The organism is Actinospineispora eucalypti (assembly GCF_039543365.1).
In the GTDB taxonomy this organism is placed as follows: Bacteria; Actinomycetota; Actinomycetes; order Mycobacteriales; family Pseudonocardiaceae; genus Pseudonocardia; species Pseudonocardia eucalypti.
Genome location: NZ_BAABJP010000065.1, coordinates 1 through 18,166 on the forward strand (window position 1 = coordinate 1; position 18,166 = coordinate 18,166).

At 73.0% G+C, this 18,166-nt stretch carries 19 protein-coding genes; 17 read left to right on the plus strand and 2 right to left on the minus strand.

Going from position 1 to position 18,166, the window contains the following annotated elements:
- The first annotated feature begins 1,369 nt into the window (after window positions 1-1,369).
- From ABEB12_RS39735 to ABEB12_RS39815, 17 genes are all read left to right on the plus strand, one after another.
- The gene (locus tag ABEB12_RS39735) at window positions 1,370-2,344 is read left to right on the plus strand and encodes a tetratricopeptide repeat protein (protein WP_345703552.1); all 975 of its coding nucleotides are present in this window, start codon (window positions 1,370-1,372) and stop codon (window positions 2,342-2,344) included.
- On the plus strand, window positions 2,341-3,387 hold the full coding sequence (locus ABEB12_RS39740) for an HAD-IIA family hydrolase (RefSeq protein ID WP_185060745.1): 1,047 nt from the start codon (window positions 2,341-2,343) through the stop codon (window positions 3,385-3,387). Before ABEB12_RS39735 ends, ABEB12_RS39740 begins: the two co-directional genes overlap by 4 nt.
- A gap of 101 nt (window positions 3,388-3,488) precedes the next feature.
- Entirely contained in the window at window positions 3,489-3,668 is a 180-nt protein-coding gene (locus ABEB12_RS39745; protein ID WP_185060746.1) for a hypothetical protein, read from the plus strand.
- Between the two features lie 81 nt (window positions 3,669-3,749).
- The gene (locus ABEB12_RS39750; protein WP_185060747.1) at window positions 3,750-4,562 is read left to right on the plus strand and encodes a TlyA family rRNA (cytidine-2'-O)-methyltransferase; all 813 of its coding nucleotides are present in this window, start codon (window positions 3,750-3,752) and stop codon (window positions 4,560-4,562) included.
- The gene (locus ABEB12_RS39755; RefSeq protein ID WP_185060748.1) at window positions 4,559-5,476 is read left to right on the plus strand and encodes an NAD kinase; all 918 of its coding nucleotides are present in this window, start codon (window positions 4,559-4,561) and stop codon (window positions 5,474-5,476) included. Before ABEB12_RS39750 ends, ABEB12_RS39755 begins: the two co-directional genes overlap by 4 nt.
- Before the next feature lie 26 nt (window positions 5,477-5,502).
- Window positions 5,503-7,314: a DNA repair protein RecN gene (gene recN, locus ABEB12_RS39760; protein ID WP_185060749.1), complete on the plus strand. Its 1,812-nt coding sequence runs from the start codon at window positions 5,503-5,505 to the stop codon at window positions 7,312-7,314.
- A gap of 426 nt (window positions 7,315-7,740) precedes the next feature.
- Window positions 7,741-8,949, plus strand: coding sequence for a putative cytokinetic ring protein SteA (gene steA, locus ABEB12_RS39765; RefSeq protein WP_185060750.1), 1,209 nt, complete (start codon window positions 7,741-7,743; stop codon window positions 8,947-8,949).
- Between the two features lie 4 nt (window positions 8,950-8,953).
- Window positions 8,954-9,892, plus strand: a complete 939-nt coding sequence (locus ABEB12_RS39770) for a copper transporter (protein ID WP_185060751.1) — start codon at window positions 8,954-8,956, stop codon at window positions 9,890-9,892.
- Between the two features lie 121 nt (window positions 9,893-10,013).
- Complete coding sequence (locus tag ABEB12_RS39775; protein WP_425572318.1) at window positions 10,014-11,765, plus strand: CTP synthase; 1,752 nt, start codon at window positions 10,014-10,016, stop codon at window positions 11,763-11,765.
- Window positions 11,766-11,818: 53 nt separating this feature from the next.
- Window positions 11,819-12,388 (plus strand): NUDIX domain-containing protein, encoded by a 570-nt coding sequence (locus tag ABEB12_RS39780; RefSeq protein WP_185061382.1) that lies wholly within the window; start codon window positions 11,819-11,821, stop codon window positions 12,386-12,388.
- 22 nt (window positions 12,389-12,410) lie between these two features.
- Window positions 12,411-12,647 (plus strand): AbrB/MazE/SpoVT family DNA-binding domain-containing protein, encoded by a 237-nt coding sequence (locus ABEB12_RS39785; protein WP_185060753.1) that lies wholly within the window; start codon window positions 12,411-12,413, stop codon window positions 12,645-12,647.
- A complete protein-coding gene (locus tag ABEB12_RS39790; RefSeq protein ID WP_345703553.1) occupies window positions 12,640-13,065 on the plus strand; it encodes a type II toxin-antitoxin system VapC family toxin in 426 nt (141 codons plus the stop codon). The genes ABEB12_RS39785 and ABEB12_RS39790 overlap by 8 nt, the downstream gene beginning before the upstream one ends.
- A 149-nt stretch (window positions 13,066-13,214) precedes the next feature.
- Window positions 13,215-14,147, plus strand: coding sequence for a site-specific tyrosine recombinase XerD (gene xerD / locus ABEB12_RS39795; RefSeq protein ID WP_185060754.1), 933 nt, complete (start codon window positions 13,215-13,217; stop codon window positions 14,145-14,147).
- A gap of 64 nt (window positions 14,148-14,211) precedes the next feature.
- Window positions 14,212-15,105 carry an AAA family ATPase gene (locus ABEB12_RS39800; RefSeq protein WP_185060755.1) on the plus strand — a complete coding sequence of 298 codons (894 nt, stop codon included), beginning with the start codon at window positions 14,212-14,214 and terminating at the stop codon, window positions 15,103-15,105.
- A gap of 2 nt (window positions 15,106-15,107) precedes the next feature.
- The gene (locus ABEB12_RS39805) at window positions 15,108-15,908 is read left to right on the plus strand and encodes a segregation and condensation protein A (protein ID WP_345703558.1); all 801 of its coding nucleotides are present in this window, start codon (window positions 15,108-15,110) and stop codon (window positions 15,906-15,908) included.
- Window positions 15,905-16,513 (plus strand): SMC-Scp complex subunit ScpB, encoded by a 609-nt coding sequence (gene scpB / locus ABEB12_RS39810; protein WP_345703554.1) that lies wholly within the window; start codon window positions 15,905-15,907, stop codon window positions 16,511-16,513. Before ABEB12_RS39805 ends, scpB begins: the two co-directional genes overlap by 4 nt.
- Window positions 16,506-17,264, plus strand: coding sequence for a pseudouridine synthase (locus ABEB12_RS39815; RefSeq protein WP_185060756.1), 759 nt, complete (start codon window positions 16,506-16,508; stop codon window positions 17,262-17,264). Before scpB ends, ABEB12_RS39815 begins: the two co-directional genes overlap by 8 nt.
- Here the strand turns inward: ABEB12_RS39815 and ABEB12_RS39820 are convergent.
- Window positions 17,247-17,708, minus strand: a complete 462-nt coding sequence (locus tag ABEB12_RS39820) for a redoxin domain-containing protein (protein WP_185060757.1) — start codon at window positions 17,706-17,708, stop codon at window positions 17,247-17,249. The genes ABEB12_RS39815 and ABEB12_RS39820 overlap by 18 nt on opposite strands.
- Window positions 17,705-18,160 carry a deaminase gene (locus ABEB12_RS39825; RefSeq protein WP_345703555.1) on the minus strand — a complete coding sequence of 152 codons (456 nt, stop codon included), beginning with the start codon at window positions 18,158-18,160 and terminating at the stop codon, window positions 17,705-17,707. The genes ABEB12_RS39820 and ABEB12_RS39825 overlap by 4 nt, the downstream gene beginning before the upstream one ends.
- Window positions 18,161-18,166: the final 6 nt, after the last annotated feature.

Sequence of the window (18,166 nt, forward strand, 5' to 3'; positions counted from 1 at the left end):
CCGATGGTACTGCACTCGCCAGGGTGTGGGAGAGTAGGTCACCGCCGGCATACAAACCCAATAAAGAGCCAGGATTCTCATTTTGAGATTCCTGGCTCTTTTTTCTTTCGTGGAGTGTCACAGTGACGTCTGGCGTACCCCGGTGACGGGCTCTCGTAGGCTGGTGGGCATGCCTGGTAAGCGCGAGGAATCCCCCCGGGGCCGTTCGCATGACGGCCGGTCGGACGGGACCGGCTGGAACTCGCGCGGGTCGGGCGGCCAGGGCGAGCGCTTCCGAGGCAAGAAGGACGGCCCGCGCCGGGACGGCGGTCGGCCGGCGAAGCCGGGGCGCGAAGGTGAGCGCGACCAACGGTCGGGCTCCGGCGAGGGATCGGAGCGACGCGGCTCGTCGGGCGACCGTGGCCGGTCTTCGGGCCGTGGCCAGTGGGGCGACCGGCGGTCGGCGGAAGGCTCCTCGGACCGGCGCCGGCCGGCGGGCGGTGGAGACGAACGCGACCGCGCGCCGGGGCGCCGGGAGAGCGGCGGGCACCGGCCCACTTCGGATCAACGAGACGAGCGGGGTTCGTGGCAACCCAGAGGTGGGCGCCGGGACACGGGCGGCCCCAACGACGAACGCGACGCGCGGCGCGGTACCGAGCGCGGCGGAGGATGGCGCGGCGAGCGCCGGGACGATCGTGGCACCGAGCGGCGCTCCGAGGGCGGGTGGCGTTCGGACCAGCGTGGAGCAAGTGGGGAGCGGCGTTCGACCGGATGGCGTTCGGACCGGAGTGACGAGACCGGCGGGCAGCGTTCGGGCAGCTGGCGTTCGGATCGGCGTGAGGGATCCGGCCCCGAGCGGCGTGACGATCGCGGCGGCGCGGGGCGTAGGGAGGACGGCGAGCGTCAGCAGTGGCGCGACGATCGCGGGAAGGCCGACCGCCGGCAGAGTGGGTGGCGCGAGGAGCGGGGCGCCCCAGGGCGCGGTGACGACCGCGCGCGCCCGGAGCGGCGGGACGAGCGTGGTGCGGCGGGTCAGAGGCCGCGCGAAAACCAGGACACCGAGCGCCGAAGCACCGGCCGACGTGAAGGTGGCGCGGGGCCGTACCGAAGTGACGACCGCCGGGGGACCGAGCGGCGCGAGGATCGGCGCCCATCGGACCGCCGGGACGCGGGCGATCGGCCACGCTCTCCCGAGGGGCGGCCGGATCGCGGCGGGGCATCCCGGCGCCCCGATGATGATCGGCGTCCGACCGGTCGCGGGCCGGCGCGGGACGAGCGCCGGTTCGGACGACCGGCGGATTCGGTCGCGGCCGACGACACCGACCAGCAGCCGAGGCCGCGGGCTCCCGAGCTGCCGGATGGCCTGGAGGACGTCCAGCTCGATGCGGATGTGCGCCGGGACCTGCGGGCGCTGCGCAAGGACGTGGCCGACTTGGTGGCCCGCCATCTGGTCGCCGCCGGCAGCCTGTTGGAGGAAGACCCGGCGCGTGCTCTCGAGCACGCCCGCTACGCGCGGGGGCGGGCGTCCAGGTTGGCCATCGTGCGCGAGGCGGCCGGGCTGACGGCTTACCACGCCGGCGAGTGGGCGGAGGCGATCGCGGAGCTCCGTGCCGCCCGGCGAATGGGCGGAGGTCCCGGGCACATCGCGGTGATGGCGGATGCGGAACGTGCCCTCGGCCGTCCGGAGCGAGCACTGGACCTGGCCCGCAGCCCCGAAGCCCGCGAACTGGGCGAGTCGGACGCGATCGAGCTGCTGATCGTCGCCTCCGGTGCCCGCCGTGACCTCGGCGAGCTGGACGCCGCCGTGGTGGGCCTGCAGGTGCCGGAGCTCGACCCGAAAAACCGGCGGCCGTGGAGTGCCCGGTTGTTCTACGCCTACGCGGATGCCCTGCTGGCCGCCGGGCGCCGTGAAGAGTCGGTGCGCTGGTTCCTGCACGCGGCGGACGCCGACGACGAGGAAGAGACTGACGCATCAGAGCGCCTGGCCGCACTGGGCGAACCGGACGATCCCGAGCCGGCGGACGAGGCGGGGGCCGGCGAGCCCGGTGCCCGAGCCGAGGTCGAGCACCCGGCGGCGGCCGACGAGTTGGCCGAGCCGGACGAGGAAGCCGCGGCCGGCGAGTCGGCCGAACCCGCGGACGCCGGCGCGTTGGGCGAATCGGCCGAGCCAGCGAACGCGACCGAGGCAGCCGACGTGGCCGAGGCAGCAGACGTGGCCGAGCCAGCGGACATGGTCGAACCAGCGGACGTGGCCGAGACAGCGGACGCGGCTGAGGCAGCCGAGGTGACCGGGCCTGAGGACGTGGCTGAGCCCGCGGACGTGGCTGAAGCGGACGCGGTGCGGACCGGTGAGATGGGCCGATGACCGGGGCCGGAACGGGAGCGTCCGGGTCGGCCGCGACGGCCCTGCGGGAGTTGCACGACGCCGTGCTGTTCGACCTGGACGGGACGCTGTTCCGGGGCGGGGCGGCGTTGCCCGGCGCGGCCGAGGCGCTGCGTGAGCTGAGCGGGGGTGGGCGGGGCATCGGGTACCTGACCAACAACGGTTCGCGCAATGCCGGCCAGGTCGCCGAGCACCTGCGCGCGCTCGGGTTCGCCGCCGACGAGAACGAGGTGGTCACGAGCGGGCAGGCGGCCGCCCGGGCGCTGGCGGAGCGGTTGGAACCCGGGACGCCGGTGCTGGTGGTCGGGACCAAGGCGCTGGCCGACCAGGTGACCTCGGCGGGTCTCGGCCTGGCGGCCAGGGCCGAGGACGCGCGAGCGGTGGTCCAGGGGCACTCCCGGGACACCGCGTGGGCCGACCTGGCCGAGGCCTGCCTGGCCATCCGGGCCGGGGCGTTCTGGGTCGCCTGCAACCTGGACGCCACCCTGCCCGAGGAACGCGGTGAGCTGCCCGGCAACGGCGCGATGGTCGCCGCCCTGCGGGTGGCCACCGGGGTGGAGCCGCTGGTCGCGGGGAAGCCGGAGCCGCCGCTGTTCGCCGAGGCGGTCCGGCGGACCGGGGCCGGCCGCCCGCTGATGGTCGGTGACCGGCTGGGCACCGACATCGCGGGCGCCAAGGCCGCCGGGCTGCCCAGCCTGCTCGTACTCACGGGCGTGACCGATGCGGCCACCCTGCTGGCCGCGCCGCCCGAACAGCGGCCCGACTACATCGGCGCCGACCTCTCCGCCCTCGCCTCGGACGCGGCGAGCCTGCGCGCCGGACAACGGGTGCCGTGGCAGGCCATGCGGGACGGTGCCGGCCTCGTGCTCTCCGCCGGCACCACCGGACACGGCGACCCGGTGGACGCGCTGCGCACGCTCTGCGCGGCGCACTGGGCGGCTGGCGGCGACACGGCCAGCGTGCGAGCCGCCGATACGGCCTCGGCCGAGGCGTTGGCCGCCCTCGGGCTTCCCACCGGCGCCTGAGCCGGTTCGTCGGGCGTCGGGCCGGGAGTGGTTCGCCGCCGGGTGATTCAGCCTGGTGTGCTCGGCACTTCCCCGTCCGGCTCGGATAGCGTGGTGAGGTCATGACATCTGAGAGCTTCGACACCCCTGAGGCGCGGGACGCGTCCGCGACCGCGGCCCTCGACGAGGCGCTGGCCCGGCTGGACGGCCTGGACCGGCGACCGACGGCCGAGCACGTGCCGGCATTCGAGCGGATCCACACCGCGTTGACCGAGGCGCTGAGCACCATCGACGGGGCATAGGGCGCGCCTGGTGGATCATCCAGCCGGCTGCACGCCGCCCAGCTCGCCGCTTCGCCTCGCCGATCCGAGGAACCCGCTCTGATGCCGCGCCGGGCGCGGCTGGATGCCGAGTTGGTGCGTCGGGGGCTGGCTCGATCGCGTCAGCAGGCGGCTGAGCTGATCGAGGACGGCCGGGTCCTGGTCCGGGGGGTGGCCGCACGGAAGGCGGCCACGGCGGTCGAGCTGGACGCGCCGGTGCTGGTGCGCAAGGACGAAGGTCCCGAGTGGGCGTCCCGGGGCGCGCTGAAGCTGATCGGTGCCCTCGACGCCTTCCAGCCGGCCGGGCTTTCCGTGGCCGGGCGGCGTTGCCTGGACGCCGGCGCATCCACCGGGGGCTTCACCGACGTGCTGCTGCACCGGGGCGCCGCTGAGGTGGTCGCGGCCGACGTCGGCTACGGCCAGCTGATCTGGCGGCTGCAGTCCGACGAACGGGTGCGCGTGCTGGACCGGACCAACGTGCGCGCGCTCGCCCCGGAGGCGATCGGCGGCCCGGTGGGGCTGACCGTGGCCGACCTCTCCTTCATCTCGCTGCGCACCGTGCTGCCCGCACTGACCGCGTGCACCGAACCGGACGGCGACCTGTTGCCGATGGTCAAGCCGCAGTTCGAGGTGGGCAAGGACCGGCTCGGCGCCGGCGGTGTCGTACGCGAGCCCGAGCTGCGGCTGGATGCACTGTCCACGGTCACCGACGCGGCCGCCGCGCTGGGCTGGCTGACCCACGGGGCGGTGGCCAGCCCGGCCCCCGGCCCGGCCGGCAACGTCGAGTACTTCGTCTGGCTGCGCCAGCGGCCTCTCCCCGACGACCACGACACGCGCGAGGCCTTGTCGCGCGCGGTGCAGAAGGGACCACAGTGACGCGTGAGGCGCTGTTGGTGGTGCACTCTGGCCGCAAGGCGAACCAGGAGGTCGCCGCCGGGGTGGTGCGCAGGCTGGCCGAGGCGGGCATCCGGCTGCGCATCTTCGCCGACGAGGTGCTGGAACTGCCGATGGACCTGCCCGCCGGCATGGAACCGGTCCCGGTCGAGGCCCACCCGAACGCGGCCGAGGGGGTCGAGGTCGCCCTGGTGCTCGGCGGCGACGGCACGCTGCTGCGCGCGGCCGAGCTGGCCCGGCCGGCCGGCGTACCGGTGCTCGGGGTGAACCTGGGTCGCGTGGGCTTCCTGGCCGAGGCCGATCCCGAGTCGCTGGACGAGGCGGTGAACGCGGTCATCCAGGGCGGCTACCAGGTCGAGGAACGGATGACCATGGAAGCCGTCGTGGTGATCAACGGCGGGCCGGCGCGGCGCACCTGGGCGCTGAACGAGGCGTGCGTGGAGAAGACCAGCCGGGAACGCCTGCTGGAGGTGGTCGTCGAGGTGGACGGCCGGCCGCTGACCGGCTTCGGCTGCGACGGCGTGCTGTGCGCGACGCCGACCGGGTCCACCGCGTACGCGTTCTCCGCCGGCGGCCCGGTGGTGTGGCCGGAGGTACAGGCGCTGCTGGTGGTGCCGCTGGCCGCGCACGCGCTGTTCGCCCGGCCGGTGGTGATCTCGCCCAGCTCGGCGGTGGCCATCGAGGTGGACCCGAGGGGCTACCCGGCGGTGCTGGTGTGCGACGGGCGGCGGACCATCCCGGTGCCCCCGGGAGCCCGGGTGGAGCTGGCCCGCAGCGACCTGCCGGTGCGCCTGGTGCGGCTGCGGGACCAGCCGTTCACCGACCGGCTGGTGCGGAAGTTCGCCCTACCGGTGCGGAGCTGGCGCGGCTCGGCGACACCACCGGATCCAAGATGACAGGGGGGCGCCCTAAACTGCGCGCCATGCTGGCCGAGATGCGGATTCAGGGGCTCGGCGTCATCGATGACGCCACGCTCGAGCCGCACCCGGGTCTGACCGTGCTCACCGGTGAGACCGGTGCCGGCAAGACCATGGTGGTGACCGGGTTGACCCTGCTCGGCGGCGGCCGGGCCGAGGCGTCCCGGGTGTCCTCCGCGAACGGCCGGGCCATGGTCGAGGGCCGGTTCGCCGCCGGTGAGCCGGCGCTGCGCATCGCCGAGGAGGTGGGCGCCGAGGCCGACGACGACGGCAGCCTGATCGCGGTGCGCACGGTCAGTACCGACGGGCGCTCCCGGGCGCACCTCGGCGGCCGTTCGGTCCCGGTCGGCGTGCTCTCCCGGCTGTCCGAGGCCGTGCTCGCGGTACACGGGCAGAACGACCAGCTGCGCCTGCTCCGCCCGGCCGAGCAGCGCGCGGTGCTGGACCGCTACGCCGGCGAGGCGGTGGCCGGCCCGCTGGGCGAGTACCGGTCGGTCCGGGAGCGGTGGCGGGAGGCGGCGGCGGAGCTCATCGAGCGCCGGGACGGCGCCCGCCGGTTGGCCCAGGAGGCCGACCTGCTGCGCCACGGGCTGACCGAGATCGAGGCGGTGAACCCGCAACCCGGTGAGGACACCGCACTGGTCGAGGAGGCGCGCCGGCTGGCGGCGGCGGACGACCTGCGCTCGGCCGCCGGGGGCGCCCGGATGGCGGTGGCCGGTGGGGACGGCGAGTCCGAAGACATGCCCGGGGCGCTGGGGCTGCTCGGCGAGGCCCGCCGGCTGCTCGGCGGCTCCGGGGACCCGGCGCTGGAGCGGCTGGAGCCCCGGCTGGCCGAGGTGTCGGTGCTCCTCGGCGACGTGGCCGGGGAGCTGACCGGCTACCTGGACACGCTGGACGCCGACCCGGAGCGGCTGCAGACCGTGCTGGCCCGGCAGGCCGAGCTGCGCGCGCTCACCCGCAAGTACGCCGCCGACACCGACGGGGTGCTGCGCTGGGCGGAGCAGGCGCGGGAGCGTCTGGCCGGGCTGGACATCAGCGACGAGGCCATCGCGGCGCTGCAGGCCCGCCGGGACGAGCTGGCCACCGAGCTGGCCAAGCACGCCGAGGCGGTCTCGGCGGCCCGGGAGGAGGCGGCCGGGCGGCTGGCCGAGGCGGTCACCGCCGAGCTGGCCGGGCTGGCCATGCCCAGCGCGCGGCTGCTGGTCGACCTGGCCCGCAAGGAGTTGGACGCCGAGGCGGCGCGGCGCGGCCCGGACGGCGAGGGGCTGCGGCTGGCCGGCACCTGGGTGGCCGCCGGCCCCGACGGCGTGGACGAGGTGGAGCTGCGGCTGGTGCCGCACGCCAACTCGCCCGGGGTGCCCCTGCACAAGGGCGCCTCCGGCGGTGAGCTCTCCCGTGTGATGCTGGCGCTGGAGGTGGTGCTGGCCGATGCGGACCCGGTGCCCACCATGGTGTTCGACGAGGTGGACGCCGGGGTCGGCGGCCGGGCGGCGGTGGAGATCGGCCGGCGGCTGGCCACGTTGGCGATCAGCCACCAGGTGATCGTGGTAACCCACCTGGCCCAGGTGGCCGCCTACGCGGACCGGCACGTGGTGGTGGACAAGCGGGCCGCCGTTGACGAGGACAGCGGCGGGAACGGCAGGGTGCGCAGCCGGGTGCGCACGCTCAGTGAGGCCGACCGGGTGGTCGAGCTGGCCCGGATGCTGGCCGGCCTGGACGACACCAGCACCGGCCGGGCGCACGCCGAGGAACTGCTGAGCACCGCGACCACCGAGAAGGCGTCGGCCCGCAAGAAGGTGAAGGGCCGCCGCAACTGACACCCTCGCCGGTGCGGTGTCGGTTTGGGTGCGGTGCCGGTTTTAAAGAGCGCCGGGACGGCCGCGGCTGGGGTTCGCCGAGGCTTGGACGAGGGCCGTTGCGTCTGCGCGCCGGTCGGCATGATCGCCGTCCCTGGCGCTTCAGCGTCGAAAATCGACGCTCTACCGCCAGAGACGACGATCACGACCCGGAGCCGCACCAACCGCCACACTGGATGTCGTGCGCCAAACAGCCGGAACGCAACGGCCCGCGCCCGAACCACGGCCGTCCCAGCAGTCTTTGAAGCGCACCATAAACGCGGAAAGTGACCGGACGACAGCGGACTGTCGCTACTTCGGCGGGACGGGCGCAGCCAGTGCGCAAATTCCGGCGACGCGCGGTAGGAAATACCTCAAGTCTCGAGGGAGACTTGACACTATCGGTGCATGAAGATGGCCGGTTTGCTCAATCGCACCCGCCGGACCCTGCCGGGACTGTCCGGCACTGCCCGGGTGGATCGCAACGTTGATGCGCTGCTGCGCCGAATCGGCGCCGGCGACATCGCGGTAGTCGACCGGATCGACCTGGACCGGGTGACCGCCGAGGCGCTGGTCTCCGCCGGGGCGGTTGCGGTGGTGAACGTGGCGCCGTCCATCTCCGGCCGGTTCCCCAACCTCGGCCCGGAGGCGCTGATCGCGGCCGGCCTCACCCTGATCGACGGGGTGGGCGACGACGTGATGCGCCGGGTGCGTGACGGCTCCCGGATCCGGCTGCACGACGGCGCGGTGTTCATCGGCGAGGAGCCGGTGGCGCACGGGCTGCTGCAGACCGCCGAGTCGGTGGCCGCCGCCATGGCCGGCGCCAAGGAGGGCCTGTCCAACCAGCTCGAGGCGTTCTCCGCGAACACCATCGAGTTCATGCACCAGGACCGGGCGCTGCTGCTGGACGGCGTGGGCGTGCCGGACGTGCGGGTGGGCATGGCCGGCCAGCACGTGCTCGTGGTGGCCCCCAGCCAGGACACCGCCGAGGAGCTGGCCGCGCTGCGCCGCTACATCAAGGAGTACCACCCGGTTCTGGTCGGGGTGAACAGCGGCGCGGAGGCCCTGTGGCGCGCCGGCCACCGCCCGGACCTGATCGTGGCCGACCCGGCCGAGGTGGCCGACCGGGTGCTGACCAGCGGCGCCGACGTGGTGGTGCCGGCGTTCGCGGACGGCCACGCCCCGGGGCTGCACCGGGTGCAGGACCTGGGCGTGGGCGCGGTCACCTTCCCCGCCTCCGGCAACCCGGAGGACCTCGCCCTGCTGCTCGCGCACCACCACGGCGCCAACCTGATCGTCACGGTGGGCTACCAGGCCACCCTGGCCGAGTTCCTGGACCGGGGGCGGGCGAGCAGCAACGCCTCCACCTTCCTCACCCGGCTGCGGGTGGGCAGCCTGCTGGTGGACGGCAAGGCGGTCGCCGCGCTGCACCGCAGCCCGATCTCCGCCGGCGCGGTGCTGATGCTGATCGGCGCGGTGGCGATCGCGGTGCTGGCCACCCTGCTGGCCTCGGACGCCGGCCCGGCGCTGTTCGGCTACCTGGAACGCGCACTGGACTGGACCACCGCCACGGCGCACACGGCGATCACGTCGGCGACCGCTTCGATCGGGCGGTGACCGGATGCTCTCCCTGCGTTACCACCTGATCTCGCTGGTCGCGGTCTTCCTGGCGCTGGCCGTCGGCGTGGTGCTCGGCTCCACCAGCGTGAGCGGCCGGCTGCTCGCCGTGGTCTCCGGCGACCGGGACCACCTGACCGAGCGGGCGGACCAGCTGGCGGCCCGCAACGGCCAGCTGGAGACCGAACAACGCGCGGCCAATGGCTTTGCCGCCTCGGTGGCCCCGGGCGTGGTGAAGGGCCAGCTGGACGGCCGCAAGGTGGTCCTGGTGGTCGCCGCCGGCACCGACCCGGCCGACCGGGACGCGGTGCGCCAGCTGATCGGCGCGGCCGGGGGCGCGGTGACCGGAGAGGTGGAGCTGACCGACGCGGTCACCGACCCGGTGCGGGCGGACGCGGTCCGGGACCTGACCATGCGCCTGCTGCCCAGCGGGGCGCAGCTGCCCTCCGCCGCCGACGCCGGCGGGCTGGCCGGCGGTTTCCTCGGCAGCGTGCTGCTGCGCGGGCCGAACGGCCGCCAGCCGGCCACCCCGGACCAGGTGTCGGCCGCGCTGGCCGGACTCACCCAGGCCGGCTTCGTGCGGCCCGGCCCGCGCCCGGCGCCGGCCCAGCTGGCCGTGGTGCTCACCGGCGGCGCGAACGGCGGACCCAACGCCGCCGAGCGGGCCGCCACGCTGGCCCGGCTGGCCGGCGAGCTGGACCGGGCCGGTGGCGGCGCGGTGCTGGCCGGCCGGAGCGGGGTGGAGCAGGCGACCGGTGCGGTCGGCGTCGTCCGGGCGGACCCGAACGTCTCCGGCGCCCTGACCACGGTGGACGACCTGCAGTCGCCGGTCGGCCGGGTGGCCACGGTGCTCGCGCTGCGCGAGCAGGCGGACGGCCGGGCCGGCCGCTACGGGGCCGGATCGACCGCGCAGGCACCCGTCCCGGGGGCCTCGGCCGGGTGACCCCGAGCCGGGTAGCCCAGGGCTGACGATCTTCACACCATTAGGCCTTTTCCGGTCCCGAGGGAAACACGCGCCACACTCCGGCCCACGAGCCGCCGAGGGAGTGTTACCGTGAGTGTCCGTGCAGACGCGCGCGACCAGGCATGTTTTCGTCACCGGCGGTGTCGCTTCATCTCTCGGTAAGGGATTGACCGCCTCAAGTCTCGGCCAGCTGCTCACCGCCCGCGGTCTCCGGGTGATCATGCAGAAGCTGGACCCCTACCTGAACGTCGATCCCGGCACGATGAATCCTTTCCAACACGGAGAGGTGTTCGTCACCGAGGACGGCGCGGAGACCGATCTGGACATCGGTCACTACGAGCGGTTCCTCGATCGCGACCTGTCCGGCCACGCCAACGTGACCACCGGGCAGATCTACTCCACCGTGATCGCCAAGGAACGGCGCGGCGAGTACCTCGGCGACACCGTCCAGGTCATCCCGCACATCACCAACGAGATCAAGGACCGGATCCTGGCCATGGGCGCCCCGGACTCCTCCCGGGTGGTGCCGGACGTGGTCATCACCGAGGTGGGCGGCACGGTGGGCGACATCGAGTCGCTGCCCTTCCTGGAGGCGGTGCGCCAGGTCCGGCACGACGTCGGCCGGGACAACTGCTTCTTCCTGCACGTCTCCCTGGTGCCCTACCTGGCGCCTTCCGGCGAGCTGAAGACCAAGCCGACGCAGCACTCGGTGGCCGCGCTGCGCAACATCGGCATCCAGCCGGACGCGGTGGTTCTGCGCGCCGACCGGGAGATCCCCGAGCCGATGAAGCGCAAGATCAGCCTGATGTGCGACGTGGACGCGGACGGCGTGGTCGCCGCGCCGGACGCGCCGTCCATCTACGACATCCCCAGGGTGCTGCACTCCGAGGGGCTGGACGCCTACGTGGTGCGCCGGCTGGGGCTGCCGTTCCGGGACGTGGACTGGACGGTCTGGGGCGACCTGCTGGACCGGGTTCACTACCCCACGGAGACGGTGCGGATCGCGCTGGTGGGCAAGTACGTGGACCTGCCGGACGCCTACCTGTCGGTGACCGAGGCGCTGCGGGCCGGCGGGTTCGCCCACCGGGCCAGGGTCGAGGTGCAGTGGGTGACCTCCGACGAGTGCGAGACGCCGTCCGGGGCGGCGCAGGCGCTCTCCGGCGTGCACGGGGTGCTCATCCCCGGCGGGTTCGGCATCCGGGGCATCGAGGGCAAGATCGGTGCCATCCGGTACGCCCGGCAACGTGGCATCCCGGTCCTGGGCCTGTGCCTGGGCCTGCAGTGCATGGTGATCGAGGTGGCCCGGTCGCTGGCCGAGCTGGACGGGGCCAGCTCGGCCGAGTTCGACCCCGACACCCCGCACGCGGTGATCGCCACCATGGCCGACCAGCAGGACGTGGTGGCCGGCGAGCGGGACATGGGCGGGACCATGCGGCTGGGCGCCTACCCGGCCCAGCTGGCCGAGGGCACGGTGACCGCGAAGGCCTACGGCACCACCCGGGTGTCCGAGCGGCACCGGCACCGCTACGAGGTGGCCAACGAGTACCGGGACAAGCTCACCCAGGCCGGCCTGGTGGTCTCCGGCACCTCGCCGGACGGCCGGCTGGTGGAGTTCATCGAGCTGGACTCGAGCCGGCACCCGTTCTTCGTCGGCACCCAGGCGCACCCGGAGCTGAAGAGCCGGCCCACCCGGCCGCACCCGCTGTTCCGGGCGTTCGTCTCGGCCGCCCTGGCCTACCTGGCCGAGGACCGGCTGCCGGTGGAACTGACCGGTGCCGAGCCGGAGGCCGCGGAACGGTCGAGGCCGGCGAATTCAGCCCGGGAACCGGAACACGTCGAGCTGCCCCAGTGACCGGGCACGACTACCCGGTGCACGGCTCACGGGAGATCTACCGGGGCCGGGTCATGGCGGTCCGCGCGGACGACGTGGAGATGCCCGGCGGCCGGGTCGCGGTGCGGGAGATCCTGGAGCACCCCGGCGCGGTGGCCATCGCCGCACTGGACGACGAGGGCCGGGTCGCGCTGATCTGGCAGTACCGGCACGCCGTGCGCCGGCGGCTGTACGAGCTGCCGGCCGGGCTGCTGGACGTGGCGGGGGAGGACCCCTCGGTCACCGCCGCGCGCGAGTTGGCCGAGGAGGCCGGGCTGGCCGCTTCCGAGTGGTCCGTGCTGGTTGACCTGGTGCCCTCGCCGGGGTTCAGCGACGAGAGCGTGCGGGTCTACCTGGCCCGGGGTCTGTCGCGCGTGGAACGGCCCGATCTCGGTGACGACGAGGAGGCGGAGCTGGAGCTGCACTGGCTGCCGCTGCCCGACGCGGTGCGCGCGGTCCTGGCCGGCGGCATCGTGAACGCCGCCTCCGCCGCCGGCGTGCTGGCGGTTCAAGCGATACAAGCGGGTCTTGCCGAGGCGCGCCCGCTGGATGCTCCTTGGCAGGACCGCCCCACGGCCTTCGCGAACCAGAGTAGTATTACGTAATACGCGCACTCCTGGAGGCAAGGTGAAGCTCAACGCCAAGGGTCAGGTCACCATCCCGGCGCAGCTCCGACGAGAGCTTGCCCTTGGCGAGGGCGACGAGGTCGAGGTCGTGCTGAGAGACGGGCAGCTGGTCATACTCCGATCCGACTCCCAGCAGGCCGATTCCCGACCGGGGCGCAGACTTGCTGCTCACATGTGGAAGCGACTCGACACCAAGTTGAGCACCGACGAGATGATGGAGCTACTCCGGGGTGAGTAGCCCCGAACTGACCACCATGGTTGACACCAACGTGCTGCTGGATGTCCTGCACGGGGATGACCGATGGGGCGAGTGGTCCAGAGACCGGATCGTGGAGGCGCGGGAGGTCGGACCACTGGTCATCAACCCGATCATCTACGCCGAGGTATCGGTGTACTACTCCCGGGTGGAGGATCTGGATCGCGACCTACCGCGAGGTGACTTCGTCCGGGAACCGCTGCCGTTTCGGGCTGGCTTCATGGCCGGCAAGGTGTTCCTGAAATACCGGCGGCAGGGTGGCGTGCGACGTTCTCCTTTGCCGGACTTCTACATCGGCGCTCACGCGACCGCGAGGGACTATCGCTTGCTCACCCGGGTCGGCGCCAGGTATCGGAGCTATTTCCCCAAGCTACGGCTCCGTACACCCGAAGACCCGTGATCAAGAGGGCACCAGGGTCGCGGTGAGACCCTCAGGGCGACCGCCATGTCCTGCTGATCTTGGAACACCGTTGCGTATTTGTGCGCAGAGCTAAAGCGAGCGCGTCGCGGCGCCGGCCGGGTGAAGAACGGTCGTAACATGGCGTGGTCATGGTTGCGCCGCCGCTGAGCGTGCCCGACGCGGTGCGCGGGTACCTGGACCACCTGGTGGTGGAGCGCGGTGTCGCGGACAACACGCTCCGCTCCTACCGGCGTGACCTGACCCGGTACACCGGGTATCTGGCCCGCCACGACATCCACCAGCTGAACGGGGTCACCGAGGCGGTCGTGACGGACTTCCTGGCCAGCCTGCGCGAGGGCGACGGGGAGAACCCGCCGCTGGCCACCTCGTCGGCGGCGCGCACGCTGGTCGCGGTGCGCGGGCTGCACAAGTTCGCCACGCTGGACGGGGTCACCCCCACCGACGTGGCCCGCGAGGTGCACCCGCCGGCACCCCCTCGCCGGCTGCCCAAGGCCTTGCCGCTTGACCGGGTGGAACGGCTGCTCGAGGCGTGCGGCCGGGACGACCCGCTGGGCCTGCGCGACCGGGCGCTGCTGGAGCTGCTGTATTCCACCGGCGCCCGCATCTCCGAGGCGGTCGGCCTGGACCTGGACGACGTGGACCTCACCGGGCGGGCCGCGCTGCTCTCCGGCAAGGGCGGCAAGCAGCGGATGGTGCCCGTCGGGCGGCCGGCGGTGGCCGCGCTGGACGCCTACCGGGTGCGCGCCCGGCCCGGGCTGGCCATCCGGGGACGGGGAACGCCGGCGCTGTTCCTGAACGCGCGGGGCGGCCGGCTGTCCCGGCAGAGCGCCTGGACGGTGCTGCGCACCGCCGCGGAGCGCGCCAAAATCACCGAGCCGGTGTCCCCGCACACCCTGCGCCACTCGTTCGCCACGCACCTGCTCGAGGGGGGCGCGGATGTACGGGTGGTGCAGGAGTTACTCGGCCACGCCTCGGTGACGACCACGCAGGTATATACGCTGGTCACCGTGGACTCGCTGCGCGAGGTGTACACGCTGGCCCATCCCAGGGCCCGCGGCTAGAAACTCACGGACACACCGGCGGGGCGCTTTGGCCGCACGGATGGGTGACGCTTAGTCTGGTTGCATGTCGACACCCCGGCCTATGGAGCCAGGGCCGGCGCCGCTCGACGACCAGGAGGACTACCCGGACCCCGACCTCCGGGAGAGCGCCCCCGAGCCCGCCCCGCTGACCAGTCATGGCCCGGCCCGGGTCATCGCGGTGGCCAACCAGAAGGGCGGCGTCGGCAAGACCACCTCCACCATCAACCTCGGAGCCTGCCTGGCGGAGTACGGCCGCCGGGTGCTGCTGGTGGACTTCGACCCTCAGGGCGCGCTCTCCGTGGGCCTCGGTGTGCAGCCGCACCACCTGGAACGCACCATCCACAACCTGCTGATCGACGCCGGTACCAAGATCGACGAAGTGATCATCCCGACCAAGGTGCCCGGGATGGACCTGCTGCCCAGCAACATCGACCTTTCCGCCGCCGAGGTGCAGCTGGTCAGCGAGGTCGGGCGGGAGCAGGCGCTGGGCCGGGCCATCCGGCCGGTGCTCGCGCAGTACGACATGGTGCTGGTGGACTGCCAGCCGTCCCTGGGGTTACTCACCATCAACGCCCTGGCCTGCGCGCACAGCGTGCTCATCCCATTGGAGTGCGAGTACTTCAGCCTGCGCGGGGTGGCGCTGCTGATCGATACAATCGAGAAGGTGCGCGACCGGCTGAACCCGCAACTGGAGATCAGCGGCATCGTCGCGACCATGTACGACCCGCGCACGGTGCACACCCGCGAGGTGCGCACCCGGGTCATGGAGGCGTTCGGCGACCTCGTGTTCGACGCGACGATCAACCGGACCGTGCGGTTCCCGGAGACCACGGTCGCCGGCGAGCCGATCACCCGGTGGGCGCCCAACTCGGCGGGCGCACGGGCCTACCGGCAGCTGGCCCGCGAGGTCATTCTCCGAGAGGCGGGCGGCCGGTGACCATCGCCCCGGAGCGCACGATCGCGTCCGAAGACTCGCCCGACCTGCCCCTGCCCCGGTTCACCGTCTCGCTGGAGAACTTCACCGGGCCGTTCGACCTGTTGCTGCAGCTGATCAACAAGCACGAGCTGGACGTTACCGAGGTGGCGCTGCACCGGGTCACCGACGACTTCATCGCCCACACCAGGGCGCTCACCGAGTCCGGCAACGACGCCGACCTGGACGAGATCACCGAGTTCCTGGTCATCGCGGCCACCCTGCTCGACCTCAAGGCCGCCCGGCTGCTGCCCGGCGCGGACGTGGAGGACGCCGAGGACCTGGCCCTGCTGGAGGCGCGCGACCTGCTGTTCGCCCGGCTGCTGCAGTACCGGGCGTACAAGCAGGTGGCCGGGCTGTTCGTGGAGCTGGAGGCGTCCGCGCTGCGCCGCTACCCGCGGTCGGTGGCGCTGGAGGACCGCTACGCCGAGATGCTGCCCGAGGTGATGCTGGGCATGGACGCCCAGCGGTTCGCCGAGCTGGCCGCCGCCGTGTTCCGGCCCAAGCCCCCGCCCACGGTGTCGCTGGAGCACCTGCACACCGGGATGATCTCGGTGCCGGAGCACATGGAGATCCTGCGGGAGCGGCTGCTCGAGATCCGCCGGGCCAGCTTCGGGCAGCTCATCGCCGACTGCGGCGAGCCGATCGAGGTGGTGGCCCGGTTCCTGGCGGTGCTCGAGCTGCACCGGGAGGACAGCGTGCTGCTGGACCAGCCCGAGGCCTTCGGCGAGCTGATGGTGAGCTGGACCGGGAAGGAATCCCGTTGAGCGACTCGACGCCCAGCGTCGAGGAGCTGGAGGCCGAGTTCTCGACGGATGCCGAGGACGAGCTCCTCTCCGACCACGACCTGGAGGCGGCGCTGGAGGCGTTGCTGCTGGTCGTGGACGAGCCGGCCGAGGACGCCCTGCTCGCCGAGGCGCTGGGCCAGCCCACCGAACGGGTGCGCGAGGCGTTGACCCGGCTGGCCGGTCGGTACGCCGCCGAGGAGCGGGGCATCGACCTGCGCCACATCGGTGGCGGCTGGCGGTTCTACACCCGGGACCGGTACGCGCCCTACGTGGAGCGCATGCTGCGCGACGGGCAGCGGGCCAAGCTGACCCGCGCCGCGTTGGAGACCCTGGCCGTCGTGGCCTACCGCCAGCCGGTGACCAGGGCGCGGGTGTCCGCGGTGCGCGGGGTGAACTGCGACGGGGTGATCCGCACGCTGCTCACCCGGGGGCTGGTCGAGGAGACCGGCATCGACCCGCAGACCCAGGGCATCCTGTACCGGACCACCGAACTTTTCCTCGAGCGGTTGGGGCTGTCCTCGCTGGACGAACTGCCGCCGCTCGCCCCCCTGCTGCCCGAAGTGGACGCCATCGACGATGTTTGATCAAGAACCGGCGGATGAGCAAGAACCGGCCGGAATTCGCCTGCAGAAGGTGCTCTCCCAGGCCGGTGTGGCCTCGCGGCGTGCCGCCGAGGAGCTGATCGCGCAGGGCCGGGTGAGCGTGGACGGCCAGGTCGTGCACCAGATGGGCCGGCGGATCGACCCGCTGGTGGCGGTGGTCCGGGTGGACGGCGACCGCATCGAGCTGCGCAACGACGTGGTGCACCTGGCGCTGAACAAGCCCAAGGGGATGCTCTCCACCATGTCCGACGACCGGGGCCGCCCGTGCGTCGGCGACCTGGTGGCCGAGCGGGAGGCCGGGCTGTTCCACGTCGGCCGGCTGGACGCGGACACCGAGGGCCTGCTGCTGCTCACCAACGACGGCGAGCTGGGCCACCGGCTGATGCACCCCTCGTTCGAGGTGCGCAAGACATACCTGGCCGAGGTACCCGGGCCGATCCCGAAGGGCCTGTGGCGGCAGCTGCGCAACGGGGTGCAGCTGGAGGACGGCCTGGTCCGGGTGGACGACTTCAAGGTGATCGACGTGCACTCCGGCCGGGCGATGGTCGAGCTGACCCTGCACGAGGGCCGCAAGCACGTGGTGCGCCGGCTGCTGGCCGAGGTGGAGCACCCGGTGCGCCGCCTGGTGCGCACCGCCATCGGCGACGTGCAGCTGGGCACCCAGCGCCCCGGCACCCTGCGCCGGCTGAACCGCAAGGAGCTGGGCTCGCTGTACTCAGCCGTGGGTCTGTAGCTCCCGGACCACCCGGAGCGCTTCGTCCGCGTGCTGGTTGAAGTGCAGCTCGCTCTTGATCACTTCGACGACCCGGCGGTCCTGGCCGATGACGAAGGTGACCCGCTTGGTGTGCAGCGGGGAGAACCGCCGCCACACGCCGAACGTCCTGGCCACCGCGCCGCCCTCGTCGGAGAGCAGCGGGTAGTCGAAGTGGTGCTTGCCGGCGAAGCTGCCCTGCTTGGCCACCCCGTCCGGGCTGATGCCCACCCGCTGCGCGCCGACCGCCGCGAACTCGGCCGCCAGGTCCCGGAAGTGGCAGGCCTCCTTGGTGCACCCGGTGGTGTTCGCCGCCGGGTAGAAGAACAGCACCACGGGGCCGTCCTCGAGCAACGTGCTGAGCCGGCGCACGGTGCCGGCCTGGTCGAGCAGTTCGAAGTCCTCGACCTCGTCGCCCGGCTTCATCGTTCGGCCTCCAGATTGAGGTGGGCGTTCGGCGCCTTGGCGGCCTCCGCCAGCTCGGACAGCTCGCGCACCGCCACGCCTTGCTGCCTCAGCAGCTCGACGCCGACACAGTCTGGCACGAACAGCGCCGGTTCCCGCCAGGCGATCACCACTCGGGTGATGCCGGCGTCCAGGATCAGCTCGGTGCAGGTGCGGGACCGGCTGGCCCGGGTCGAGCAGGGCTCCAGCGTGCTGTAGACCGTGGCGTTTCCCAGGCGGGGATCGCCGGCGACCTTGGCCAGCGCGGTCTCCTCGGCGTGCGCCCTCGGGTCGTTCTCCCGCGAGTAGCCTGAGGCCAGCTCAGTTCCGTCGGCGGCGACGATCACCGCGCCGACCGAGAACGCGGTGTTCGACGGCGGGCAGCGGCGCGCCAGCTCAATCGCCCGGCACATCCACCACTCGTCGCTGCGCACCGACCC